This is a genomic window from Neobacillus sp. OS1-32 (genome assembly GCF_030915425.1).
Taxonomy (GTDB): domain Bacteria; phylum Bacillota; class Bacilli; order Bacillales; family Cytobacillaceae; genus Neobacillus; species Neobacillus paridis.
On sequence record NZ_CP133263.1, the window covers coordinates 795,042 to 820,582 of the forward strand.

Genomic DNA, 25,541 nt, shown 5'->3' on the forward strand with positions numbered 1-25,541 from the left:
AGCCACAAAGCTTGTACATAAGGAGGGAGAACTGGTTTGACGACAAAAATTGGAATTGAGGAGACAAGTGTCTTTTTTCCGAAAGACATTGAAACTGCCGCATCTTTAGCGGAAAAATCAGGTATACCAGAACGTGTATTAATTGATAAATTCGGTTTATATCAAAAACATGTTGCGAGTTATTCGATGCATGCTTCCGATCTGGCAATTGCCGCAGGAAAACAAATATTAACGAAAATTGATCCATTAATGATCGATGTGGTGATTTATTTCGGCAGTCCCCATAAGGACTATTATGTTTGGTCATGTGCCCCCAAAATTTGCTATGAGTTGGGAACGAAAAATGCTTATGCCTTTGAAATTATGAATGTCAGTTCCTGTTTTCCGATTGCCTTAAAGGTTGCTAAAGATATGCTGCAATCTGACGCTTCCCTTAATAACATTTTGCTTGTAGGAGGTTGTAAAGAGTCTCAGATCCTTGATTATCAAAACGGGCGAGCCAGATTTATGTTTAATTTTGCCGATGGGGGAACAGCAGCATTAGTGAAGCGGGACGCAACTAGGAGTGAAATTTTAGAAAGCGCTATTATAACAGATGGGTCTTTTCATGATGATGTCCGGGTTCCCGCCGGTGGCTCGATGCATTTCCCCAGCCAAGAAACTGTCAAAAACCGGCTCCATTATATTGATGTTCCCAATCCCATAAGAATGAAGGAACGACTTGATCCGGTTTCTATTCCTAATTTTCACAAAGTTATCCGGCTGTCCCTGGAAAAAAGTGGTTTAGGAGAAAGGGATATTGACATGCTGCTGCCGTTGCACACTAAACGCTCCATCTTCAAGCAGTTATTGGAAGGCTTAGATTTAACAGAAGAACAAGCAATTTATTTGGATCATCATGGACATATGTCAGCCCTTGATCCTTGTATTGGTCTGCATTTTGCCCAAGAAAAAGGAAAATTGAGCGAGGGCGATGTAGCTGTTGCAGTCAGTGCAGGCACAGGTTATACGTGGGCTGCCACGGTTATTAGATGGTTTGGTTAAACAACAACGTCATAGCATAGCATTCATGCCTTTCTCCAAACGGCTGGGGAAAGGTTTTTGTTTTACACTCCCATACCTGTATTCACTGGTGAAATGGAGTCATTATCGTTAACAAACTAGGTTTAGCCTCTAAAATTATGCTTATACTAAGAAAAATGCAAAAGGAGAATGGAAAATGGGAGCTATTGAACGTGGCGGTTATCGCTTTGTACCGGAATTTAGTGTTATTCAACAAAATGGGGCTATCCATGTGTACAATAAAGAGGAATTTATCGAAGAAATTAAGTTTCAATTTTCTGGAAAGTTTCCTGAGATGGATAAAATAGAGGATATAGTTGATCAATATTGTGAGCTTCATAATATTTAACAGGAACATTTGTTCCATCCTGAATTTCATGTTATAATGAAGTTGCAATAGAAAGGAGGGAATAAAATGAGTAAACTGAATAGTATTTACCCTCAAGCTATTGAACAGACAAAGATGAAAGTGTATCAGGATATTGATCATTATTTGGAAACGAAGGTGGTACTGCCTTCATTTGCACAATATCTCAGTGATCGCAGCCATTATCTTGAACAAATTTGGATCAATGTTTGGTTGAATAAATCAACCAATGACGTTCCGAAAAATGAAAAGAAGCAATTTTTAGCTGAAAAAGGGTTTGAGGTGCAGGGGGGCGACCGCAAGTTAATTAATAAACTGTTCCGCGATGAGATGCGGCACTATCAGCCCTTTGATACGCTTGCCTGGGTAATGGAAAGCTTCGAGAAACAGGAAGAAAAATGGCCAGAACGTTTCGAATTGGCCAAACAGCAGTACATAAAAAGACAGCAAGAGAAACAATTGAAGGAAGCGAAGTTAGAGTTTGAAGCAGAAATTGATCGTGCGGCAAACATCATGATCGAGGAGAAATATCAGCTTCTTTATTTGCATGTCCGTTATTTTGTGGCCAAACAGTTGGCAGCTGACTTTGTGAATAATGTCAGATTCAAAGCCGTGGACCCCTTTGCCTTGGAAGAAGAACTAAAAGAAGAGGGGTTATTTAATCCATCTGCTTATAAAACCATTGCTGAATTTTTTGATGAACTGACCGGAGATATCCAAAAAACGCTTGGTTGGGGCAGAAGTTACTTTGAATATGAAACATACTTTTATCTTTATGAAAGCCTGATATCTGATTTCCTGTCAGAATTGATTCCTGAAAAGGTACTAATTGACCTCCCTGGCAAATTCAAGGATCGATTTTTTCAACTGTTCGATGTACCTTTATCGGTCTCATTTGTGAAAGAAAGCATCGAGGATTTACTTTATGATATGGTTGGTATGTTTCTCGAAGATATTCAGGCTGAATACGTATCGGATTTGCTGAAGCTTGTGGAAATTCCTTTTGATGAAAAGATTCATCAGGAGATCTTAGAAAAAGATCTCGAAGAGCGAAAAAGGCGTTATCTTCAAGAACAAGCGGAAATTCAGCGTAAACAAGAAGAAGAGCGCCGCATCATGCAGGAAATCTTTGGTGAAGAATATGCTCCGTCCACAAAGCGAAATGTCCGCTATGTCCTCCATATTGGCGAAACCAATACGGGTAAAACCCATCAAGCCCTAGAAAAAATGAAACAGGCCGACAGTGGTTTGTATCTGGCACCTTTAAGACTATTAGCCCTCGAAGTGTTTGATAAATTGAATGCCGATGGGACACCGTGTTCCTTGAAAACCGGGGAAGAGGAAAAAATTATTCCCAATGCCAGTCATATTTCCTGTACGGTCGAAATGTTCCACGAAAAGGAATCTTATCAAGTGGTTGTCATCGATGAGGCACAGATGATCACCGATAAAGACCGCGGCTTTTCCTGGTATAAGGCGATTACCAAAGCCAATGCCGAGGAAGTACATATAATCGGGAGCCGAAATTCCAAGGAGATGCTGCTTCAACTATTGGGGGATGGCGAGGTTAAAATCCATGAATATACTCGTGATACCCCGCTTGAAGTAGAGTCGAAGAAATTCGATATTAAACGGATTAAAAAAGGGGATGCTCTGATTTGTTTTTCCAGAAGGCGCGTTCTCGAGATGGCTTCGAGACTGCAAAATGACGGACATACAGTTAGTGTGATATACGGCAGCATGCCGCCGGAGACAAGGAAAAAGCAAATCTTCCAGTTTAATGAAGGAAAAACAAAGGTAATAGTCGCTACAGATGCGATAGGCATGGGATTAAACCTGCCAATCCGCCGGATTGTATTTTTAGAAAATGAAAAATTTGACGGTACCAGAAGAAGGCTGCTAACTTCTCAAGAGGTGAAGCAAATTGCCGGCCGTGCTGGTCGAAAAGGGATCTATGATGTCGGCAGGGTTGCCTTTACCAGTGATATTAAAAAGATGCGTGACCTGCTGATGCAGGAAGATCGTCCGGTTCAAACATTTGCGATTGCCCCTACCAATTCCGTGTTTGAACGATTCCAACGCTATTATCATGATCTTGGTACTTTTTTTGCGTTGTGGGAGAAGTTTGAAAGTCCCAAAGGAACGAAGAAGGCTTCTCTGGCTGAGGAACGATCATTATATCAAAGGATTGCCGGGACAGAAATTGAAGCCAGACTGCCGTTAATGGATTTATACGGCTTTTTACATTTGCCATTTTCCAAAAATGATGGGGCCTTAACACGGCAATGGGAAGAGACAATGTATGCGATTATTCGTAATGCTGATCTCCCAGAGCCGATCATTAAGGAAGGCAGCCTTGAGGAACTGGAATTAAGTTATAAAGCAGTCGGTCTTCATTTGTTATTTTTGTATCGATTAGGGGAGCGCACAGAGGCCATTTATTGGGAGCGTGTGCGTGAGGGGATCAGCGATAAAGTTCAGGATCGGTTAAAAACAGATATCAAAAAGTTTATTAAACGGTGTAAAAATTGTGGTAAAAAACTTCCGTGGGATCATCCATTTCCGACCTGCGACGCCTGCTATCACGCCCGGTTCAAAAAGTATTGGTATGAGGAAGAATGAGTTTTACCAGGGCCTGTTAAGCAGGTCCTTTTCTAATCTGAACTGCGTTATTTAGATTGGGTGTATTATTGGATAAGGAAGTGAAATCACACTTGCTAACAAAAAGTAAGTACTTAATGATGATCATTGTATTGATTTTCATCGGAGGAATTGTTACAACCACCGCCCCCTCTATGGTAATGGCAAAAGGAACGGGGGAGACATGGATTCAACAGCTTAATCAGCTGGTTCAGACTGAAGCAGAACTGCAAGGAGCAATCGCCGGCATCAGTATCCGATCAGCTTCTGATGGCAGGATCCTTTACCAGCACCAAGGGAACACCCGGCTCACGCCTGCCTCGAACATGAAGCTGTTAACAGCAGCGGCCGCGTTGAATGTGCTAGGAGAAGATTACACTTTTTCCACAGAGGTCTACTCCGATGGTCGGATGAGAAAGAAAGGATTGGCCGGAAATCTTTATCTGAAGGGGAAAGGCGACCCCACGTTATTAAAAGCTGACTTCGACAAAATGGCTGTGGAGATGAAGAAGCGAGGAATAAAAAAAATAACAGGAGACATAATTGGCGATGATTCGTGGTACGATGATATTCGCTATTCACTTGATCTTCCCTGGAGTGATGAAACAACCTATTATGGTGCACAGGTTTCGGCTTTAACCGCCGCACCGACAACGGACTATGATGCCGGATCGATAAAGGTTGTGATAAGACCTGCAGAACATGAAGGGGACAGGCCGGCAGTGGAACTTACTCCCAAAACTGCCTATGTCAAGATCATTAACCGTGCCTTAACGGTTGATCAGCAAGGAAAAAAGAAAATAGAGATGATCCGTGAACATGGCAAAAACACCATTATAATCAATGGAACCATACCGGTAAACTCCAAAAAAATAACAGAGACGGTGGGAGTTTGGGAACCGCAAAAATACACATTAAGTCTGTTTAAACAATCGTTAGGAGAGCATGGCATCAAAGTTTTGGGAACAATCAAGACAGGGGCAGTGCCTGAATCCGCGAAGCTGCTTTATACCCACCAATCCATGCCCTTATCGAAACTGCTAGTACCGTTTATGAAACTGAGTAATAATACGCATGCAGAAATACTTATAAAGGAAATGGGAAAAGTGGTTGCGGGGGAAGGTTCCTGGGAGAAAGGATTATCCGTCCTGAAATCGGAGTTGACAAAATGGGGAGTAAACCCGGACACAATGGTTTTGCGGGACGGATCGGGAATCTCCCATGTAACGGGCATTTCGGCCAACCAAATTTCTCAGCTGTTATTTGCAGTTCAAAAGGAAGAATGGTTTCCTGTTTATTTATACTCATTGCCTGTTGCCGGTTCAGCAGAGAAGTTAACCGGGGGTTCATTGAGAAATCGGATGCAGACACAAGGCATCCAAGGAAAAGTACAGGCGAAAACAGGAACCCTTTCCACTGTCAGCTCATTGTCAGGATATTTGACGGCGAAAAGCGGTCAAAAATTGATTTTTTCCATCATATTAAATCATTTACTCGATGAAGAAAATGGAAAAATGATTGAGGATCAAATGGTCTCGATCATCGCTAATCCATAACGGAAATCTAGTATATTGTAAGGGAAAATAAGTTTTCATTTATTTCATAAAAGAATGATAATATAATTTAGATAGAATATACATAAGCGGGAGAGAGAAATGAAAACGGTCAAAGATCAAGCACAGCTGCTTTCAGAGCGGTTTGAGGTAGCTTACAATCAAGTACATGATGCACTACGTGATATTGTAAAAATTAATGATGACAGATTTATCGTTCTCGTAAAAGTGGGGGCCAAAAAATACCAGGTGATTGAAACATTTAAGAAAGACTTGGAACAATATGCAAGATTAAGAAATGCGATTGTCCATGAAAAAATGGAGGTAGGTTTTTACATTGCCGAACCGAACGCCAAAGTCGTCAATCATTTTGAAAAAATCGCCAATATTTTAAGCCGTCCTAATTTGGCTTTAACCATTGCCACCAAAAATGTGATTTCCTTTGATGTTCATGACAAGGTATTAAAGGTAACAGGGGCGATAAAGACATATGGCTATTCCAAATTTCCAGTCTATAAAAATAAGAAATGTATCGGCTTACTAACCTCCAGTTCGATCGTAAAATGGATGGCACAAAATATGAAAAACAACACCGTGAATTTAGCCGATATTCATGTTTCCGATATCATGACGTTTGAAAAAGACCGTCCGCTTGTTTTTATCTCTAAAGAAATGAATATTTTTGAAGTAGAAAATATTTTTGAAAAATCCCATAAGAACAAGCAAAAATTAGAGTGCGTCATTATAACGGAAAACGGCAGCGAAGAGGAAAAACCGCTTGGCATTATTACACCTTGGGACTTAATAGATGTTGATTATACACTTGATTAATTTACTCCATTTTCTGCCTTGCACTCAATCGGTTGCTTTAATACAATAAAGATATGTGATAAAACCTCTATATATCATAGCGGCAGGCTCGTACTGCCGTTTTCTTTTAAAAAATATAGTCTGAAGATTAGAAACGTTTTGAAAATGGGGGGTATTAGGAATGGTAACAGCAGAACTGATGACCGATCTATGTTCTCTTTTGCCGAAAGAACAGATTGTGTCTAGCCATATTTCTGACAGCGCCTTGGGAAATAACGGCCGTATTACTGTTTTTCCAAAAACTGAGCAGGAAATCTCCAGCATTCTTCAATATGCAAATGGGCGAGCAATGAAGGTAAACATCATGGGCGCAGGAACCAAAAGAGGTTACGGAGGAATAACGGATAGTGCAGATCTTTTAATGTCACTGGAAAAATACCACGGAATAATCGACCATTCCCCCGGCGATACAATCGTAACAGTTAAAGCCGGAACCATCTATCAGGACCTGCAAAATTATTTGACGAAACATCAGCAAAAGGTACCGCTTGATCCGTCATTACCAGCAGCTGCAACAATTGGCGGCGTCATTGCTGCCAATGATTTCGGCCCGAAACGGCTTGGATATGGCTCAGCCCGCGATATGGTGATTGGTCTGCGAATGGTTTACCCCGATGGGACGATCATCCGTTCCGGTGGCAAAACGGTAAAGAATGTTGCCGGCTATGATATGAATAAATTGTATATTGGCTCAATGGGAACCTTGGGGGTCATCTCGGAAATTACTCTCAAGCTCCGCCCCCTAAAACAATACGAAAGTTTAATTCTATTATCCTTTCCAGAGGGAAACCACGAAAATATCTTGGCATTTACGATCAACATCCTCGATTCAACATTGGAACCCGTTGCACTGGAAGTAATAAACCCCGCTTTGGCGGAAAAATTAATCGGGATTCCCGCCTACACGCTTGCCATCAGTTTTGAGGATGTTGAAAGCTCGGTTCATTATCAAGTGGATTTCGTAAAACGAAATAAGCCGGAAAGCGCAGCTCTTTCGATTTTTGAACAAAATGATGCCGAAAAATTTTGGGATTCAATCGCAACCCTCGCGCCAAATGGGCGGCAGAGCCATACTGAAACGATTACAAGGGCGGCGTTAAAAATGGGTGTTAAAAATTTGGATGTATTGCAGATCATCAAGGATAGTCACCTTTTACAGGATTCCCACCATCTGAACGTGGAATCTCATGGGGGACTTGGGACCGGCTTATGCAAAGTATATCTATCGGGGGCCCAGGATGATGTTGTCTCAGCTATTTCCACTTTACAGGGGGTTGCCCAAAATTTGGGTGGATATGCAGTAGTGACTCATCTGCCATTGGCCCTTCGTCAACAAATGGAAGTATGGGGCGAAAAACCGACTCATTTTTTCTTATTCGATGGTATAAAGGCAAAAGTGGATCCTAAAAGAATCCTGAATAACGGACGGTTTGTAGGAGGGATATAAAATGAGCATAAAGGAGCTCGAACAAAGCACCGGATGGACAACAGGAGGATTGGGGAATTATTTATGGAATGATCCGCCAAAAGAATATAAGTGGGCAGACTGTGTTCATTGCGGTCTATGTTTGGAATCCTGTCCCACTTATGAGCAATTGGGACAGGAACAGCACTCACCGCGTGGCCGTGTTCATTTGATCAAATCCGTTGCAGAAGGTAAGCTGTTAGTCAATGAAGCCTTTGCCGACCCTGTGTTTCAGTGCCTTGATTGCCGTGCCTGTACTACCGCTTGTCCAGCAAACGTCGATGTAGGCGGTTTAATTGAAGAAGCGCGCGGCCAGATTAGACAGGCCATACCTTTAAAGGGCTGGAAGGCAGTGACAAATAAATTTTTCCTCGAAAAGCTTTTTCCCCACCATAAACGGCTAAATGCGGCCGGAAGCCTGCTGAAATTTTACCAAAAAAGCGGACTGCAAAAAGTGATCCGAAATACGGGGTTAATTAACATTTTGCCTGATCATTTGGTGGAAATGGAGGCGACTATGCCGGAGATCAGGACGCCGGTAAGGAAAAAATATAAACACGAAAAGGTTATTAGGGCTAAGGGGGAAACAAAGCGGGAAGTGGCGATTTTAACTGGCTGTATCATGGATGTTATGTTTAGTGATGTTAACGAAGCAACAATAAATGTGTTGACGCGGAATGGAAATGACGTCGTGATTCCAAAAAATCAAACATGCTGTGGGGCCCTTCACGTACATGCCGGCAACCGGGAGATGGGCCGGAAACTGGCAAGGCAAAATATGGAGGCATTTCTGGATTCTGAAAAAGTTATCGTCAATGCTGCCGGCTGTGGCTGCATGTTAAAAGAATATCCGGAATTATTTCATGATGAACCGGAATGGCAAGAACAAGCAAAGGAGTTCGCGGAAAAAGTTGAGGATATTTCTAAATTTCTTTATGATACTGGCTACGAAATTCCGAAGGCTGAACTAAATACCCGCATCACCTACCATGATGCCTGTCATCTCGCTCATGGACAGGGCATCCGCGACGAACCGCGGGATCTTCTGCTTCATATTCCGGGGGTGGAAATGGTTCATATGCCAAATGCCGACCGTTGCTGCGGCAGCGCCGGTATATACAACCTGACAAATCCGGAGATGGCCGGTGCCATATTAGCGAGCAAGATGGCCAATGTTCCTGAGAATATCGAAATGATATCGATGGGAAACCCTGGCTGCATGCTGCAGATGGCAGTCGGGGTGCAAAAATACGGTCGAAATCAAAAGATTGTTCATACGGTCCAACTGTTAGACTGGGCTTATCAAAAAGAAGATACGATGAGAGGTGACCGTGATGGTGCGAAATAACATAATGACGAGCGATATTCACATTGTTAATCTCGCCAAACTTGTTTCCACTCCGAACGCCATTCTTTATAAAGAAGAAGATTTACTGGCCTATGACTGCGACGGCTTTACGATTGAACGGCATCTGCCAAGGGCGGTTATTTTTCCAAAGAATACCGAGGAGGTTTCACAGATTGTGAAATACTGTACGGCCAACAATCTGCCGTTTCTCGCTATAGGTGCCGGAACAGGACTCAGCGGAGGAGCGATCCCGTTAAATAATGAGGTCATAATCAGTTTGGTTAGAATGAAGCGGCTGCTGGAAGTAGATTTAGAGAATCGTCATGCGGTCGTGGAACCTGGGTTTGTGAATTTGAAACTAACGAATTCCATTTCACATAAAGGCTACTATTACGCACCAGATCCCTCCAGTCAGTATGCCTGCACGATTGGCGGAAATGTCGCTGAAAACGCCGGCGGCGCCCATTGTTTGAAATACGGTGTCACCACCAACCATATTTTAGGATTAGAGGTTGTACTGCCTGATGGGGAAATCATTGAAATTGGTAGCAATGGCATCCCTGATACCCCCGGTTATGACTTGCTCGGGCTGTTAACCGGATCGGAAGGAACCCTGGGGATTGTCACGAAAATAATGGTCCGGTTGTTGAAAAATCCGCAAGCGAAACAAACTGTGCTGGCCTATTTTGATAATATTCAAGACGCAAGCCAGGCTGTATCCGATATTATCTCCAGCGGGATTGTTCCCGCAGCTCTGGAAATGATGGATAAAATAGCTATTGAGGGTGTAGAGGCGGCCGCATTTCCTGTCGGCCATCCGAAGGATATTGAAGCTGTCCTGTTAATTGAGGTCGACGGGATTGCCGCCGGGATTGATGAACAAATCGCCTTGATTCTGGATGTTTGCCAAAAGCGAAATGTTCGCGAAGTAAAGGCAGCGAGTAATGAAGCGGAAAGAGAAAGATGGTGGGCCAATCGGAAAACCGGCTTTGGGGCGATGGGAGCCATTTCCCCTGATTATTTAGTTCAAGACGGTGTTATTCCGCGGAGTAAACTGCCAGAAGTGTTAGCAAGGATTAATAAAATCAGTGAGGAATACGGCCTTAGAATAGCCAATATCTTTCACGCCGGCGACGGCAACCTTCACCCGCTCGTTCTGTTCGATTCGCGGATTCCCGGTGAAACAGAAAAGGCGATTCAAGCGGGCAGTGCCTGTTTAAAAGTTTGTGCTGGCGTTGGCGGCTCGATTACTGGTGAACATGGGGTTGGTATTGAGAAAAAAGAGGAAATGCGGTTTGTCTTTAATGATGAGGAGATTAGGGTGCAGACCGATATCCGTGATGTCTTTAATCCACACTCATTACTAAATGCCGGCAAGCTGTTTCCGACTCCGGGACGCTGTGCTGAGGTGAAGCGGGAACTGTCAATAAAAGGATAAATGAAAACTTGCCGACTGGCGAGTCCTTAAGGACGGTTCATGAGGCGCAGTTAAATTTATGCGAAATAAGGAAGAATAAAATTGGAAAAATTTTATTCTTCCTTATTAGCAAAAAACAGCGGAGGTTCCCCCTCCGCTTACGATCTATCTTCTGCGGACTCTATATACCCACATATTGCTGTCCTTCCAACAACTCATTGTTTGATGTCTGCCGCGTCCTGTATTTCTCCATTCGGTACAGCATAAATCTAAATGACGTGAAGTGCGGCGTGATGTTTTTTTCCTAGAAGTTCTATTCCGCGACGTCTGCATTCTTGACGTTCTTTTGCGTGATGTCTGTTGTGGACGGCTGGAAGTCCGTCTTTGTGTGGTCATTTGGTTGCGATTTGGGTCCATAAACATGAAATCACCAAACCCACCCCTTCTAACCTCATTGGCTGCCGTTTGAATTTCTTCAGGGGAAAACTCTTTTTCTTCGTCCATTTCTTGCACCTCCTTTTAATTTTGAAAAGGGAGTACGAAAAGTGTCCAATTGCTTGACTATATATTCTCACTCTTCTTTTATCACTTTACGTTTATAATCACCTGTTTGTATGGGCAGGAAGCCTAAGAAAATGAAAAATTGCCAATAATCGTGACATCCCTTCATTTTTTACATACCCATATAACAGGGAGGGATGATAATGGACGAGACAGCTAAATTACCGCAATACAAGCTATTTATTAAACCTATCGATTTAAAAGAACTAAAACGGGATATCTGGATCGATGAACCGATCCCGGCACAGGCTAGAATTGATGGGAAAAGGCTCGAAATTGATGTAAGCTATCGCGGCTCCCATATTCGTGACTTTCCAAAAAAGTCTTATCAAGTAACCTTTTATAAGCCAAAAATATTTATGGGTTCTCACCAAGTTCATCTAAATGCTGAGTATAAAGACCCCTCTATGATTCGTAATAAGCTGTCATTTGATTTTTTTTCGGAAATTGGCGTGTTGGCACCGCGGTCGCGGCATGTTTTCCTCACGTTAAACGGACAGGCGGAAGGGGTTTATTTAGAAATTGAATCGGTGGATGAATATTTTTTAAGGAGGAGGAATTTGCCGCCGGGAAGTATTTTTTATGCGGTGGACGGCGATGCAAATTTTTCCCTAATGAGTGATTTAGAGAAAAACACCAAGAAATCGTTGAAATTAGGATATGAAACGAAGTGGAAGGATTCCCGGAATGCTGAATATCATTTGCAGGAATTTATTTATAAAATCAACACGATTCCTCCGCGCGAGTTTGAAAATGAAATTCTGAAATATGTCAATGTGGACCGATATTTACGATGGGTCGCGGGAATTATTTTTACTTCAAATTATGACGGCTTTGTCCATAATTATTCCCTTTACCGAAACGGAGAAACCGGCTTGTTTGAGGTAATTCCCTGGGATTATGATGCCACTTGGGGACGGGATGTAAACGGCAAGTTGATGGAGGCGGATTATGTTCCGATTAAAGGATTTAATACGTTAACCGCACGGCTTTTGAGTGTTGATCGGTTTCGGCAGCAATATCGCCAGCTGCTTGAGGACATCATGAATTACCAGTTTACCCATGATTTTATTATGCCAAGGGCGGAAAAACTGCTGCAGCAAATACGTCCATTTGTACGGCTAGATCCATATAAAAGCTCGGTAATTGAACAATTTGATGAAGAATTAAAGCTGATTGCCCATTACATTGAAGAAAGAAGAAATTATTTAATGAGTAAATTTCACAAACTGGATTAGGGAATATGTCAAAAGAAACCATCGGACTAAGCGATGGTTCCTTCTTCGTACGGCAAATCATTTTCCAACAGCAGCTGCTTGATTGGTAAATTCCTTCTCTTTTTTATCAACTGGAATAATCAAATTCAAAATCAGTGTTGCCAGTGCACCGATTGTCATGCTGGAAGAGAGGAGGTAGTTTGCCCAATCTGGAGCACTCGCCAATACTTCCTTCGGTAAAATGGTTACGGCAATGGTTAATAGAATCGGAATCCCAATGATCATCATATTACGGTCATTAATAATGATGGGCTGAATCACCTTCATGCCGTTTGTGACTATCGCTACACACACAATCCCAAAGATTCCATTGATGACCGGTTCAGGAATACAGGTAATCGCAGTGGACAATTTTGGTACAAGTCCAAGGGCAATTAAGATCACGCCACCGGCCATGATCGCCATTCTACTGGCAACCCCGGTAATGGCCAGTAGCCCGGCGTTGGAAGAATAACCGGTCATTGGCGTGCTGCCGAATAATGAACCGATCAAACAGCCAAGCCCTTCCCCGAATGAGGCACGATTTAACCGTGTTTCATCCAATTCTTTACCGGTTACCGAGGAAACAACAAACCACGTCCCGGTTGTTTCGATTAAGATAATAAAGTAAACAAACGTAATCGTTAAAATGGCACTTAGGTCAAACACTGGTTTTCCAAATGGGAAAAACGATGGCAGGGAGAACCAGGCAGCATCTTTTACCGGTGAAAAGTCAACAGCACCTAAGAAGCTGGCTGTAATCGTACCGACTGCAATCGCCAGTAATACGGACACTAAGCGGAAGAACGTGCCTACCCCATGCATTTTGCGTCCTAATAACATACATAGTACCAGTACTCCTGCGGAAATAGCTGCAATTAAAATATTGGTACCGATTTTTCCTTCGGCATTATAAATATTGTTCATCCCGATTGGCATCAGTGAGATCCCAACAATAATGATGACGGTTCCGCCAACAAGCGGCGGGATAAATTTTCTAACAGCTTTGGCAAACCATTTTAATGGGTAACCAATAAGCGAAATGATAATGGCTCCCGGTATAAGACTTCCCGCAATCGCTCCCAAGCCTAGCTTACCGCCAATGGCCGCAATCGCCCCAATCGGTACATAAGAAGGTCCCTGAACGACCGGCAGTCTTATCCCCATGCCCGTTTGGATTAATGTGGCGATTCCCGTTGCCAAAAAGCACATTTGAATAAAAAAGGATGTATTCACAGTACTCAAAGACAGCAATCCAGCAATAATGATCGGTGCTATGTATAAGTCCATCGCCAAAACATGCTGTGCCCCTAAAAGAAAGGCCTTCCCGATACTAATTTTGTCATCCACACCGATAAGAATGTTATTATCCTTATTCATTTACCCTACCCCTTTGTTCGTGTTTCAAATATTTATACTAGGATTATAATTTAAATGAATCGGAATGTACATAAAAAACCGAATGATTTTTTATAAAAAATAAATTATATTCGTAAAATCTGTTGACCTCTTTAAAGCGGATGAATAGAATGAAAGAGAGAATTATATTGGGGGGATAATATCATGGTAGATGACAAGGTGTTAAGGGAGGAATGGCTTGTAGCGTGTCCATCAACTGAAGTTGGGGAAAAGCCGGTTCAAATTATGTTAATGGGAGAAAGAGTTGTGATCTTTAGGACAAGTGAAGGGGTACGTGCCTTTAAAGATCTTTGTATCCATCGCGGTGCTGCGCTCTCTTTAGGTGAGGTAAAACATGATTGTCTTGTCTGCCCATATCATGCTTGGGAATTTGATGCCAATGGTGATTGTGTTTCCATTCCACAACTGCCTAAGGGAAGAGCGATCCCGAAAAAAGCAAAGGCGATTAAATACGGATGTGTCGAAAAATATGGCTATATTTGGGTGAATCTAGCAGGAAACGAACCTGAATTATTTCCTTATCCAGAATTTGAAGCAGAAGGATACCGCAATATTATTTGGGGACCACAAGAGGTGGAAGCCAAACCGCCTAGAATTATTGAAAATTTCCTTGATGTCGGCCATTTGGCGGTTGTCCATATGGGTGCGTTAGGGGTAAGCAGTCATCGGGAAATTGCTGATTATGATGTTCATTGGGAAGACGATCGTATTTATTCGGATGAAATCCCGATTTATCAACCGGACCCTGATGGTACTGGTCAAGCTAAAACTGTCTATTATACATATGAAATTCTTCGTCCATTTACCGTCCGATTTACGAAAAAAGATAAGGAAACCGATCAATATTTTTCAATTCTATTATCGATTCGTCCCGTAAATGAAAATAAATCAATTGCCTATGGGATCTTGTCTTATAGCTATCAAACTGAAAATTCAGATGAAGAAATTATTGCCTACCAAAATGCCATTTTTGCCCAGGATAAGCCGGTGGTTGAGAACCAGAAGCCCGAAGAACTGCCGCTCGACCTGCAAATCGAACTCTCGCTTGTATGTGACCGTGTAAGTATTGCCTATCGCCAATACTTGAAGAAGCTGGGGGTACAATTTGGAACAGTATAAATAAATGAAGCGCACTGGGAACATATCCTGGTGCGCTATTTTTCTAGAAATACGGGAATTTTATTTTTTCTGCTGAACGAGGGAAATCAATGAACGGATTTCGATTTCCTTGAGCTTGAAAAATCGCCTGATTCCGATGCTTTTCATATAAACTGACAGGAAATTCCTGATGCCATTTTAAAAGCAAGGGGAGATTAATTTGTACCCGGTAAGCTTTTTTGATAGCTCTCGGATAGCGCAAGATAAAATACAGCATTGCCCTGGCTGCCGCACCCTTGCCATATTCCGGCTCAAATCGGTCTTCCGTAGCCACCCCGCAGTGATTATGAATAGGCTCATCAGGGGATTCAGGGTGATAAAAAGCGAAATCCTCATATGGAAAATTGGAACGGGCGATATTGCATTCAGGCTCACAAACAAATAAGTGGTGCAAATCACCCTTCATCGGTTCCAAAGCGCTAAACCAAGATTGAGGAACAATATGCTCCGTATTCAGCTTCAATCTTCGCTCAAAAGACTTTAATTGTTTTAACGAGTCAAATTCCTTACGCTCCACTTTTTGTAAAAATTGTTGAAACTCAACGTATTTTTCGGTAATGATGGAATGATCCTGGATGATCAACGATTCAGGGTCTTTTTCGTTACCTGAATAAATACTTTTTACCGTTCCATCCGGGTATAAATCAACCCAAGTATATAAATATAAATCCTTGCTAATAAAATAGGGAATCTGATTTTTATGTGTTTTTGTCAGTAAACTACTATATTTATAAAATAACTCAATCCCTGTACATTCAGAGTCAAAAATTGTTGCGTAATATCGCTTAACATCGATTTTGTTTTGGTCTTCATTATAATAGAGATCTCGATCAACATTGATCTTTCGTTTGTTTTCACGTAAATAGGCTAGTTGTTTATGTAATTGGATCAATTCTGATGAATCTTCCCAAAGACTTTTTACATTCTTCCTCTTCTTTGCCATTCTTGTTCCCCTTTTTCATGGTAGGCATAAGTGTAACTACGCCTCATGAACCGCCTTAAAGGCTCGCCAATCGACGAGTTTTCTTTAAAAAACGACTCTTTTTCAAAATATTGTTTTCTTTGTCCTTCATTATAGTACATTAGGCGGGTAAAAAAAATTGAATATTTTTGTTTACAAGATAGTAATAATAGGTTGCAAGTTTTAGTAAAGATAGGATAAGTGTACAAATCCATTTCAGGTTTTTTTGCTTTCTAATCAGTCCAGCAAAAGGAGGGGAAATGTTGAAAATCGAATACATCTATACCTTTGATTTACCACGAGATGTCGTTTGGAGGTACATACAGGATCAACAAGTCCTTAGAAGTGCTCTCCCAGGCTGTCAGTCCTTTGAAGAAATCTCTCCGGGAACATATTTGGCTGAAATGGGCCTAAATGTAGGGCCAATTAAAGGGCTGTTTACATCCGAGGTCCAGCAGACTGACCAAAAACCACCGTCTTTCTACCGCCTAATCATTAAAGGAAAGGGGAAGCCAGGGGAGGTTGAGGCAACAGCTGATATGTTTATTGAAGAAGTTAGGGACGTTTCACAGGTTACTTGTGTTGCTGATGTCGAAGTGACGGGGATATTGGCTTCGGTCGGTCAGCGAGTAATGGGAGGAGTAGCCAAAATCATTTTGGGTCAATTTTTTAAGGCGGTTGAGAAAGAAATGAAAAAGGAAATCAATCAAGTATAAGGGGGCTGGTTCGGTGGCAAAAAAATATCCAGTTCAAGTAAAGGTGAATGGCAAAATGAAATCCGCGGAGGTAGAGCCGCGTCTTTTGCTTGTCCATCTTTTACGTGATGAGTTTGACTTAACCGGAACACATATCGGCTGTGACACAAGCCAGTGTGGTGCCTGCACGGTGATGTTGGATGGCATGGCTGTGAAATCGTGTACGATATTGGCGATTCAGGCTGATGGTGCTGAGATTACCACTGTTGAGGGATTGGGCTCACGGGAAGAATTACACCCAATTCAGCAGGGATTCTGGGAAAAGCACGGACTTCAATGCGGTTTTTGCACCCCAGGAGTGATGATGGCCGTCAATGGTTTATTACAAGAAAATATAAATCCATCGGAAGCAGAGATCCGCGAAGCTTTAGACGGTGTGATTTGCCGTTGTACTGGCTATCAATTTATTGTGAAGGCGGTTCAACACGCAGCAGAACTTATCAGAGAGCAGCAAAGTCAGCCCGTTTCGCTGGAAAATGTGACAACCGGGGGGACGTATCATGACCCAAGTAATAGGCAAGCCGATAAAAAGAAAGGAAGATCCGAAGCTTATCACGGGCCATGGGCAATTTACCGACGATATTAAATTACCCGGCATGTTGTTTGCAGCAATGAAGCGAAGCCGCTATGCTCATGCGAAAATTAAGCGAATTGATACCGCGGAAGCATTAAAGCTGCCGGGTGTAATGGCCGTTTACACTGGAAAAGATGTTCAGGACAAAATAAAACCAATTCGCTCGATTTGGCTGGTGCCCGGCTGTAATTTAATCCCGAAGGACCGTATCCCGCTTGCTGTCGGTAAAGTGAACTATGCCGGTGAAGCCGTTGCCATGGTGGTTGCCGAGAGCCGTTATATCGCCTATGATGCGCTGGAACTTATTGATGTGGAATACGAGGAACTTCCTGTTGTGGTCGATCAGGAAGCAGCGCTTGCGGAAGCTGCACCGGTTATTTACGATGATGTCCCGAAGAACATTGCCTTTACCTGGAAGGCAGGGGACGTTCCTGAAGAGGTCTTTGCAAAGGCAGAAGTAGTTGTGAAGCAGCGACTCGTTGAACAGAGGGTTATCGCCAATCCAATGGAAACGAGAGGGGCCGTGGCCAGCTATAATCCTGGAAGTGGTGATTTAACGATCTGGTGTACAACACAAAATCCGCATATTCACCGGATCACATATGCTGATGCCCTGGGAATTCCAGAAACGAAATTACGCATCATTGCTCCAGACATGGGCGGCGGTTTTGGAGCAAAGATTGCCGTCTATACGGAAGAGGCGCTCGTTGGTCTGGCCGCCATCCAGTTAAAGCAGCCGGTAAAATGGGTGGAAGGCCGTCAGGAACACTTTCTCGCAACAAGTCATGCCCGCGACCAAGTAATTACAACGGAACTGGCCGGAACAAAAGACGGTAAAATACTGGCTATCAGGGCTAAGAATATCGCAAATCTGGGGGCTTATTTATCGACAATGGGTGCCGGTGTCCCGACGATTGACTTTGGATTAATGGTAACCGGAGCCTATGACATCCCATACGCCCAAGCCGAAACTATCGGGGTTTATACAAATACCACTCCGACAGATGCCTATCGCGGTGCCGGAAAACCGGAAGCCTCCTTCCAGATTGAAAGAATGATCAATATCTTTGCGGATAAAATTGGCATGGATCCGGTCGAGGTCCGCAAGAAAAATCTTGTGGCAAAAGTTCCTTATACGAATGCTATGGGCTGTAATTACGATAGCGGTGATTATCATGGAACACTAGCAAAAGCGCTGGAAGCAATTGATTATGTCGGCTTAAAAAAAGAGCAGGAGGAGGACCGGAAAAATGGGCGCCTGCTGGGCATTGGCATTTCAACTTATGTAGAATTGTGCGGTCTCGGTCCTTCGAAGGTGGCCGGAGCGATTGGCTTTGGCGGCGGCTTATGGGAAAACAGTTCCATTCGCGTCCATCCAAGCGGCAAGGTCACAATCTTTACTGGTGCATCCCCCCATGGTCAAGGGGAAGGAACAACATTTGCACAGGTCGTAGCTGATAAATTTGGCATTCCACTTGAAGACATCGAGTTTGTCAGTGGCGACACGTTGATTATTTCAATGGGCTGGGGAACGTACGGCTCAAGGACAACACCAGTAGCTGGCGGGGCATTATCGATTGCGGCGGATCGCATCGTCGAAAAAGCCAAAATAATTGCTGCACACGAACTGGGAGTACCTTTGGAGGATGTTGCATTTGCAAAAGGTATTTTTTCAATAAAAGAGCAGCCAGATCAGCAGCGAACCTTTAAAGAAATTGCCTGGTCAGCCAATAATGCCTGGAACCTGCCGGATGGGATGGAACCAGCACTGGAGGGACAGTCCTTCTTTGACCCGCCTGATTTTGTTTATCCATTTGGGGCCCATATATGTGTCGTGGAGGTAGATCCGGACACTGGTATGGTGGAATTAAAGCGTTATGTTTGTGTCGACGATGTCGGCCGGATTATTAACCCGATGATTGCCGAAGGTCAGGTTCATGGCGGCATAGCGCAAGGAATTGGGCAGGCGTTATGGGAGCAGTCGGTTTATTCCGATAAAGGCCAGCTGTTATCAGGTACGTTCATGGATTATGCGATGCCGAAGGCGAGGTTTTTCCCGATAATTGAATCCAGCTTTATCGAATCACCAAGCCCTGTTAATCCATTAGGGGCAAAAGGTATTGGGGAAACGGGCACAACAGCGGCACCATCGGCGATTATCAATGCTGTAATCGACGCATTGGCACCATACGGTGTAAAAGATTTGCCAATGCCGCTGACTCCTGAAAAGGTCTGGAAAGCGATTCATGAAAGGAGCGATGGCCAATGATTCCCACAAGCTTCGATTACGTTCGTGCGGCGTCAGTCCCGGAAGCGATTCAGTTGTTAAAAAATTTTAACGGAGAAGGGAAGCTTCTTGCCGGCGGGCATAGTTTGGTACCGTTAATGAAGTTTCGCATCACAACGCCGGGGACATTAATCGATATCAGTCAGATTAAGGAATTAAAGGGTGTCAGCAAAGAGGGAGGGCGTCTTGTGATAGGGGCTCTCACGACCTATGCTGAAGCACTCGGCGATCCCTTGGTTGCTGCTCAATTACCGGTGTTAGCAGAAGCGATTCAGAAAATTGCTGACATGCAGGTTCGCAATAAGGGCACCATCGGCGGCAATATTGCCCATGCGGATCCAGCGGCTGATCTGCCAGCACTTGCCTTGGCTTTGGATGCCGTTGTTCACATCACTGGGGAAGACGGTGAAGAAAGAGTGCCAATCCAAGACTTTTTATTTGGACCCTTCATGACTGCGCTGCCCGAAACAAGTATTGTGACAGCAGTTTCGTTTGCGATCCCGCCGACTGAAGGAAAAAGTATCTATTTAAAATACTTTCACCCAGCCTCGGGCTATGCCGTGGTTGGTGTTGCCGCTGTTGCGAGGAAAACTGCGGCCGGGGTAATTAACCATATTCGGGTCGGCATTACTGGAGCAGGTGATTGCGCATTTCGAGCGGAAAACGTTGAGAAATATCTTCTTGGAAAAATGGCAACCCCTGAAAATATTTCCAAGGCTGCTCAATTGGCGGCCGAGGGGGTTGATATGGGTGAAGACCTCTTCGCCTCAGGCGAATACCGCAAACATTTATGTGAGGTTTATACGGAACGGGCTTTACGAAAGGTTCTATTATAGTTTATTAGCGAATTTTTGGCGGGTATTAGCGAATTCAAACAACTTATAAGCGAATTGACAGGGGATATTAGCGAATCTTAGAGTTTTATTAGCGAATCATTAAGTAGATTTAATATTAAAGACCGTACAAGAGCCAAACCACCCAGAAAAAGCGACATTTGCCGGCATCGTGGTTTGGCTTTCTTTTTTAAAAATGTAAGAAAGTAGGTTAAGTCATGTTATCGAACCGGAAAGTGACGAAATTATTATCCGGCATGATTAACAACAATGAAACTGGCGTTTTGGCGACAGTGGTTTCTGTTCAAGGATCGGCATATAAACGGGAAGGCGCCAAAATGGTCATTGAAGCGAACGGAGACTACTATGGGATGATTTCCGGGGGCTGCTTAGAGTCTGATGTGGCTTCGAGCGCTGAGTACGTCTACCGAACGGGAAAATCAATCGTAAAAAAATACGAACTGGATGAGGACCTTGTCTGGGGCCTTGGTTTAGGCTGTCCGGGAACAGTCGAAATCCTGCTGGAGCCCATTGACACGACTAGTTTGTGGCGACGGCTTGCAGACAGTTATGCGAACGATGAGGCAATAGTGGTCTGTAAAATTCTTAAGAATGATGATGCTGATGCCCAAGTTTTGCTTGTTACCGAAACGGAAATGTATGGAAGCTGGCAGGATGAATATTTGCAGGAAAATGTCGTTACAATTGCCAAGCAGAAATTAAGGCAGCAAATCGACCAATCTGAAAGCATCCCTCTTGAAAACAAGGCTGGAAAACAGGAAACGGTCTTTTTCGATGTCCACCTGCCACCGCCCAAATTGTGTATTTTTGGTGCTGGCCATGATGCTGTCCCGCTGGCAAAGGTGGGTACGATGCTTGGCTATGAGACGACGATCGTCGATCCCAGGCCGGCCTACAACACAAAGGAGCGTTTTCCAACCGCAAAATCGTTAGTGGCAGGGCCGCAGCAAGTAACAGTAGATTCTCAGACTTATATCGTCATCATGAACCATCACTTAGAAAGAGATATGGAGTCATTAGCCTTTTCTCTGAAATCAGACGCTGTATATGTCGGAGTATTGGGACCAAGGTCAAGAAGCAATCGGTTGTTAATACGTTTAAAAGAATGACGGCATTATTTTTTCAACTGAACAGCTAAAAAAAATGTTTACCCCAATTGGTCTTGATATTGGTGCAGATACACCTGAGGAAATCAGTGTAAGTATTATGGCAGAGATTACGGCCTTTCGCTCCGACCATGCAGGCGGTTTTTTAAAAAATCGTCCCTATATTCATAAAAAATCACAAATGGCCGTTGAAAATTTATGATGACGAGTGTTGGTGCGATCGTTTTAGCAGCTGGAACATCAACGCGAATGGGCTTTCCAAAACCATTGCTTCATTGGAATGGGACAACATTATTGGAACACCAGGTAAATCAATTGTTAAGGCTACCCTGCTCAGAAATTATCATTGTCCTTGGACATGAAAGCAAAATGATTTTGAAAAAGATAGCAATTGCTGATCCGCGCGTTAAGGTACTGGAATGCCGGGACTATCATCAAGGTCTTAGTTCATCGTTGAAGTGCGGTTTGAAACAAGCCGCAAAAAAAGACGATGCGGTAATGTTGATGCTTGTTGATTTACCGCTGATCCGAGTTGAAACAATCAAACAGGTATTTGAACATGGAGTTCGGATATTGGCGGCAGGCGGTGAACCATTTGCTGTCCAGCCGATGCACCAAAACCAAAAGGGGCATCCGGTTTTTCTCGGCTTTTTTAACAAGTTAAACTGGCAGAATCTTCAGGGGGATCAAGGGGCAAAACCGCTGATCCAACAATTAAAACATCATATATTGCTGGAAACCAATGATGAAGGGGTTATATATGATGTGGATACCCCAGAAGCATATGAAAATGCTTTAACAAACTCTATTTTTCAAAAGAGGTGAAAAAATTGACGAACTCATCGTTAACCACCCGCTACGAATACGGCGGGGATGAATTTGTATTTGTTCAGCTGTCCGAAGCCATGAGCTTGGAGGCGAATTTTAAAGGAATCGCAATTACAAGAAAGTTAAAGGAACGGAATCTGGAAGGAATTATCGATATTTGTCCGGCCAACGCCTCGTACATGGTTCGCGTAGACCCGGATATTTTACACCCGGATGATCTAATTCGCGAACTGCAGCAAATGGAAGACAGCATGAAAGATTTGGAGATTGAAATTTCCTCGCGTATTGTTGATGTGCCAGTGTTGTTTGAAGACCCCTGGACCCATGAAGCCGTGATGCGCTTCCGCGACCGCCATCAGGATCCAAATTCGACAGATCTGGAGTATAGTGCCAGAATCAATGGCTACAACAGCAAAGAAGAATTTATTCAAGCCATCGATGCCTCGCCATTCCTCGTGTCGATGATCGGCTTTGTTCCGGGGCTACCGTGGTGCTTCCAAATTGTCAGACAGGAAAAACAGATTGAAGTACCGAAATACGTACGTCCGAGGACATTTACTCCTGAACGTACCTTTGGATTTGGCGGAGCCTTTGCCGTTATTTATCCAGTTCAAGGAGCCGGCGGCTATCAGATGTACGGAATTGCCCCGGCGCCAATCTATCAAAAGGAACAAACCTTACCGGATTTTCAAGACTCGATTGTTTTTCCGAAGCAGGGAGATATTTTCCGCTACCGCAGCATAACGAGGGAGGAATATGATACCATCCGTTCACAGGTAGAAGCCGGAACGTTTACCTACCGAAAAAAAGAAATCACCTTTACCCCGCAGGAGGTTCTGGAAGATCCGGAAAAGTTCTCAGAAATGGTATTAAGGAGGTTATACCATGATTAAAGTACTGAAACCCGGGCTGCAAACAACGGTGCAAGACCAAGGAAGACGCGGATTATATGAGATTGGCATGCCACCCTCAGGTGCGATGGATCAGTTTGCCTTTCGCGTTGCCAATCTGCTTGTCGGAAATCACCCGAACGCTGCTGTTCTGGAAATGACCTATATTGGTTCAGAGCTGTTATTTGAACAAGATACACGAATCAGCCTTACTGGCGGCAATATTCCGCCAAAACTTAACGGACAATCCGTTCCAATGTGGGAAACACTTGAGGTTCGCGCTGGCGATGTGCTGTCGTTTGATTACGTCCGTTCGGGAGCAAGAACGTATTTAGCTGTAGAAGGCGGCATCGATGTTCCGCTCGTGATGAATTCCCGCTCGACGTATACCTTAATTGGAATTGGCGGTTATGAGGGCAGAGCGTTAGCAGCAGGCGATGTATTAAAAACCGGTGATTTACATCAATGCAAGGTGGCAGCAGGAACAACGATTGATAAGTCCTATATTCCTTCTTATGGTAAAAACCATGAAATTCGCGTTATTGTCGGGCTATGCAGTTACCGTTTGACAGAAGAAAGCAGGCAAGCTTTTTTGGAAACAGAATGGACCGTCACCCCTGAGGCGAATAGAATCGGCTATCGCCATAAAGGGCAGCGCCTCAAGTTCGTCGAACGGGAGCAGCCATTTGGAGCCGGCAGCAATCCATCAAACGTAACAGACTTAGGCTATCCCATCGGTTCCATCCAAGTGCCAGACGGGGTAGAGCCCATTGTATTGTTACATGATGCCGTTACGGGTGGCGGCTATGCGACTGTTGCAACGGTGATTAGTACCGATCTGAATCGAATGGCCCAAATTAAAACAAATGAAAAAGTGAAATTTGCCGCTGTTAACCTGGATCAGGCTCTGAAAATTCGTAGGGAACAAAATGAAATTTTTAACAGGATTGCTGAAAGCCTAAGTTCTTAGAGTCGAGAAAATAGAAATGCAGATATTTTGAGGAAAACTACAGAAATATATGAGAAATTGCAGATATTTCATGAAAAGCTGCAGATATTTTTCAGGTTAGCAAAATAGCGTGTTTTAGGAGGGGAAATTGATGTCGAAATCAATCATTGCGCCGCTGCCGGGTGTATTTTATCGCCGTCCTGCACCGGACCAGCCGGAATTTGTTCGGGAAGGAGATCAAGTCAACCCCGGTGATGTTGTCGGACTGATCGAAATTATGAAAACCTTTTATGAATTGAAAGCGGAAGAGGCGGGAATCGTCGAAAAATTCACCGTCGACAATGAAGCTATCGTCGATGCCGGGCAGGAAATTGCTTCATTAAAATAATGATATAAAAGAATGGATGGTGAACCATGAAGGTCGATCTTAATTGCGATATGGGGGAAAGCTTTGGCTTGTACCAAATCGGCAATGATGAGGAAATGATGAAATATATCACCTCAGCAAATATTGCCTGTGGTTTCCATGGGGGAGATCCGCATGTAATGAGACAAACGGTTCAGCTCGCAAAGGAATATGACGTAGCACTTGGGGCGCATCCAGGATTTCCAGATTTAATCGGTTTTGGCAGACGTCACATCAATTGTACAGCTGATGAGGTAAAGGATTATGTTGTTTATCAAATGGGTGCTCTTAAAGGTTTTGCACAATATGTTGGTCTAGAGTTGCAGCACTGCAAGCCGCACGGTGCTCTTTATATGATGGCGATGAACGATGAAACACTAGCGCGGGCTATTTTAGAAGGAATCGCTTCATTTTCGGACACGATCATTGTGTTTGCCCTAAACAACTCGGCGGTAGCTCATGTCGGTGAGAAGATGGGACTGCCGATCGCTAAAGAAGTTTATGCCGACCGTGAGCATACAAAGGACGGTTCAATTATCTTAACCCGTACCGGACCGACAATTCAAAGTTATGAAGCCATGGCCGACCGTGTCGTCAAAATGGTCAAGGAAAAAAAGGTCATCACACCTGATGGTGAAGAAGCAACGGTGGAAGTAAATACAGTCTGTATTCACGGCGATACGAAGGGGGCACCGGAGTTGATTAGGCAAATTCGCGAGCGCTTGGAAGAAGCAAATATAAACGTAGAATCTGTTAAACGGATTTTGACTGGATAAAATAAAGAAACTAGCACCAACAGGCGGTGCTAGTTTCTT

Annotated in this window: 25 protein-coding genes; 21 read left to right on the forward strand and 4 right to left on the reverse strand. The window is 43.5% G+C overall.

Going from position 1 to position 25,541, the window contains the following annotated elements:
- Nucleotides 1–36: 36 nt before the first annotated feature.
- The 8 genes from RCG24_RS04210 (at nucleotide 37) to RCG24_RS04245 (ending at nucleotide 10,743) form a co-directional block, all read left to right on the forward strand.
- Complete coding sequence (locus tag RCG24_RS04210) at nucleotides 37–1,044, forward strand: 3-oxoacyl-ACP synthase (protein WP_308078373.1); 1,008 nt, start codon at nucleotides 37–39, stop codon at nucleotides 1,042–1,044.
- Between the two features lie 175 nt (nucleotides 1,045–1,219).
- Nucleotides 1,220–1,411, forward strand: coding sequence for a YbxH family protein (locus RCG24_RS04215; protein ID WP_202653096.1), 192 nt, complete (start codon nucleotides 1,220–1,222; stop codon nucleotides 1,409–1,411).
- Nucleotides 1,412–1,477: 66 nt separating this feature from the next.
- Nucleotides 1,478–4,051 carry a DEAD/DEAH box helicase gene (locus RCG24_RS04220; RefSeq protein WP_308078374.1) on the forward strand — a complete coding sequence of 858 codons (2,574 nt, stop codon included), beginning with the start codon at nucleotides 1,478–1,480 and terminating at the stop codon, nucleotides 4,049–4,051.
- A gap of 116 nt (nucleotides 4,052–4,167) precedes the next feature.
- Nucleotides 4,168–5,625: a D-alanyl-D-alanine carboxypeptidase/D-alanyl-D-alanine endopeptidase gene (gene dacB / locus RCG24_RS04225; RefSeq protein ID WP_202653105.1), complete on the forward strand. Its 1,458-nt coding sequence runs from the start codon at nucleotides 4,168–4,170 to the stop codon at nucleotides 5,623–5,625.
- Between the two features lie 99 nt (nucleotides 5,626–5,724).
- Nucleotides 5,725–6,453 carry a CBS domain-containing protein gene (locus RCG24_RS04230; protein ID WP_202653094.1) on the forward strand — a complete coding sequence of 243 codons (729 nt, stop codon included), beginning with the start codon at nucleotides 5,725–5,727 and terminating at the stop codon, nucleotides 6,451–6,453.
- A gap of 160 nt (nucleotides 6,454–6,613) precedes the next feature.
- Nucleotides 6,614–7,939 (forward strand): FAD-binding oxidoreductase, encoded by a 1,326-nt coding sequence (locus RCG24_RS04235; RefSeq protein WP_308078375.1) that lies wholly within the window; start codon nucleotides 6,614–6,616, stop codon nucleotides 7,937–7,939.
- Nucleotide 7,940: 1 nt separating this feature from the next.
- Complete coding sequence (locus RCG24_RS04240) at nucleotides 7,941–9,305, forward strand: (Fe-S)-binding protein (RefSeq protein ID WP_308078376.1); 1,365 nt, start codon at nucleotides 7,941–7,943, stop codon at nucleotides 9,303–9,305.
- The gene (locus RCG24_RS04245) at nucleotides 9,292–10,743 is read left to right on the forward strand and encodes an FAD-linked oxidase C-terminal domain-containing protein (RefSeq protein ID WP_308078377.1); all 1,452 of its coding nucleotides are present in this window, start codon (nucleotides 9,292–9,294) and stop codon (nucleotides 10,741–10,743) included. Before RCG24_RS04240 ends, RCG24_RS04245 begins: the two co-directional genes overlap by 14 nt.
- A 144-nt stretch (nucleotides 10,744–10,887) precedes the next feature.
- On the opposite strand, the gene RCG24_RS04250 is transcribed toward RCG24_RS04245, so the two are convergent.
- A complete protein-coding gene (locus RCG24_RS04250; RefSeq protein WP_202653093.1) occupies nucleotides 10,888–11,226 on the reverse strand; it encodes a CotG/ExsB N-terminal domain-containing protein in 339 nt (112 codons plus the stop codon).
- A 200-nt stretch (nucleotides 11,227–11,426) separates the two neighbouring features.
- Here RCG24_RS04250 and RCG24_RS04255 point away from each other — a divergent pair, with 200 nt between their 5' ends.
- Nucleotides 11,427–12,521, forward strand: coding sequence for a CotH kinase family protein (locus RCG24_RS04255; protein ID WP_308078378.1), 1,095 nt, complete (start codon nucleotides 11,427–11,429; stop codon nucleotides 12,519–12,521).
- Nucleotides 12,522–12,578: 57 nt separating this feature from the next.
- Here the strand turns inward: RCG24_RS04255 and RCG24_RS04260 are convergent, their stop codons facing one another.
- Entirely contained in the window at nucleotides 12,579–13,919 is a 1,341-nt protein-coding gene (locus RCG24_RS04260; RefSeq protein WP_308078379.1) for a uracil-xanthine permease family protein, read from the reverse strand.
- A gap of 180 nt (nucleotides 13,920–14,099) precedes the next feature.
- Between RCG24_RS04260 and RCG24_RS04265 the strand changes: the two genes are divergently transcribed.
- Nucleotides 14,100–15,077 (forward strand): Rieske 2Fe-2S domain-containing protein, encoded by a 978-nt coding sequence (locus RCG24_RS04265; RefSeq protein WP_308079105.1) that lies wholly within the window; start codon nucleotides 14,100–14,102, stop codon nucleotides 15,075–15,077.
- Nucleotides 15,078–15,120: 43 nt separating this feature from the next.
- Here the strand turns inward: RCG24_RS04265 and RCG24_RS04270 are convergent, their stop codons facing one another.
- Nucleotides 15,121–16,059 carry an endonuclease I family protein gene (locus RCG24_RS04270; RefSeq protein ID WP_202653090.1) on the reverse strand — a complete coding sequence of 313 codons (939 nt, stop codon included), beginning with the start codon at nucleotides 16,057–16,059 and terminating at the stop codon, nucleotides 15,121–15,123.
- Nucleotides 16,035–16,199, reverse strand: coding sequence for a hypothetical protein (locus tag RCG24_RS04275; RefSeq protein WP_308078380.1), 165 nt, complete (start codon nucleotides 16,197–16,199; stop codon nucleotides 16,035–16,037). The genes RCG24_RS04270 and RCG24_RS04275 overlap by 25 nt, the downstream gene beginning before the upstream one ends.
- Before the next feature lie 138 nt (nucleotides 16,200–16,337).
- Here RCG24_RS04275 and RCG24_RS04280 point away from each other — a divergent pair, with 138 nt between their 5' ends.
- The 11 genes from RCG24_RS04280 (at nucleotide 16,338) to RCG24_RS04330 (ending at nucleotide 25,502) form a co-directional block, all read left to right on the forward strand.
- Entirely contained in the window at nucleotides 16,338–16,793 is a 456-nt protein-coding gene (locus tag RCG24_RS04280; RefSeq protein ID WP_308078381.1) for an SRPBCC family protein, read from the forward strand.
- A 13-nt stretch (nucleotides 16,794–16,806) separates the two neighbouring features.
- Complete coding sequence (locus tag RCG24_RS04285; RefSeq protein WP_308078382.1) at nucleotides 16,807–17,418, forward strand: (2Fe-2S)-binding protein; 612 nt, start codon at nucleotides 16,807–16,809, stop codon at nucleotides 17,416–17,418.
- Nucleotides 17,333–19,675, forward strand: a complete 2,343-nt coding sequence (locus tag RCG24_RS04290) for a xanthine dehydrogenase family protein molybdopterin-binding subunit (protein ID WP_308078383.1) — start codon at nucleotides 17,333–17,335, stop codon at nucleotides 19,673–19,675. Before RCG24_RS04285 ends, RCG24_RS04290 begins: the two co-directional genes overlap by 86 nt.
- On the forward strand, nucleotides 19,672–20,529 hold the full coding sequence (locus RCG24_RS04295; RefSeq protein ID WP_308078384.1) for an FAD binding domain-containing protein: 858 nt from the start codon (nucleotides 19,672–19,674) through the stop codon (nucleotides 20,527–20,529). The genes RCG24_RS04290 and RCG24_RS04295 overlap by 4 nt, the downstream gene beginning before the upstream one ends.
- 215 nt (nucleotides 20,530–20,744) lie before the next feature.
- The gene (locus RCG24_RS04300; RefSeq protein ID WP_308078385.1) at nucleotides 20,745–21,656 is read left to right on the forward strand and encodes an XdhC family protein; all 912 of its coding nucleotides are present in this window, start codon (nucleotides 20,745–20,747) and stop codon (nucleotides 21,654–21,656) included.
- A 7-nt stretch (nucleotides 21,657–21,663) separates the two neighbouring features.
- Nucleotides 21,664–21,855, forward strand: coding sequence for an XdhC family protein (locus RCG24_RS04305; protein WP_308079106.1), 192 nt, complete (start codon nucleotides 21,664–21,666; stop codon nucleotides 21,853–21,855).
- Nucleotides 21,852–22,478 (forward strand): nucleotidyltransferase family protein, encoded by a 627-nt coding sequence (locus RCG24_RS04310; RefSeq protein WP_308078386.1) that lies wholly within the window; start codon nucleotides 21,852–21,854, stop codon nucleotides 22,476–22,478. The genes RCG24_RS04305 and RCG24_RS04310 overlap by 4 nt, the downstream gene beginning before the upstream one ends.
- 5 nt (nucleotides 22,479–22,483) lie before the next feature.
- A complete protein-coding gene (locus tag RCG24_RS04315) occupies nucleotides 22,484–23,374 on the forward strand; it encodes a 5-oxoprolinase subunit B family protein (RefSeq protein WP_308078387.1) in 891 nt (296 codons plus the stop codon).
- The gene (locus tag RCG24_RS04320; protein ID WP_308078388.1) at nucleotides 23,367–24,341 is read left to right on the forward strand and encodes a 5-oxoprolinase subunit C family protein; all 975 of its coding nucleotides are present in this window, start codon (nucleotides 23,367–23,369) and stop codon (nucleotides 24,339–24,341) included. The genes RCG24_RS04315 and RCG24_RS04320 overlap by 8 nt, the downstream gene beginning before the upstream one ends.
- Before the next feature lie 130 nt (nucleotides 24,342–24,471).
- On the forward strand, nucleotides 24,472–24,708 hold the full coding sequence (locus RCG24_RS04325; RefSeq protein ID WP_202653082.1) for an acetyl-CoA carboxylase: 237 nt from the start codon (nucleotides 24,472–24,474) through the stop codon (nucleotides 24,706–24,708).
- A gap of 26 nt (nucleotides 24,709–24,734) precedes the next feature.
- Nucleotides 24,735–25,502: a LamB/YcsF family protein gene (locus RCG24_RS04330; RefSeq protein WP_202653081.1), complete on the forward strand. Its 768-nt coding sequence runs from the start codon at nucleotides 24,735–24,737 to the stop codon at nucleotides 25,500–25,502.
- The last annotated feature ends 39 nt before the right edge of the window (nucleotides 25,503–25,541 follow it).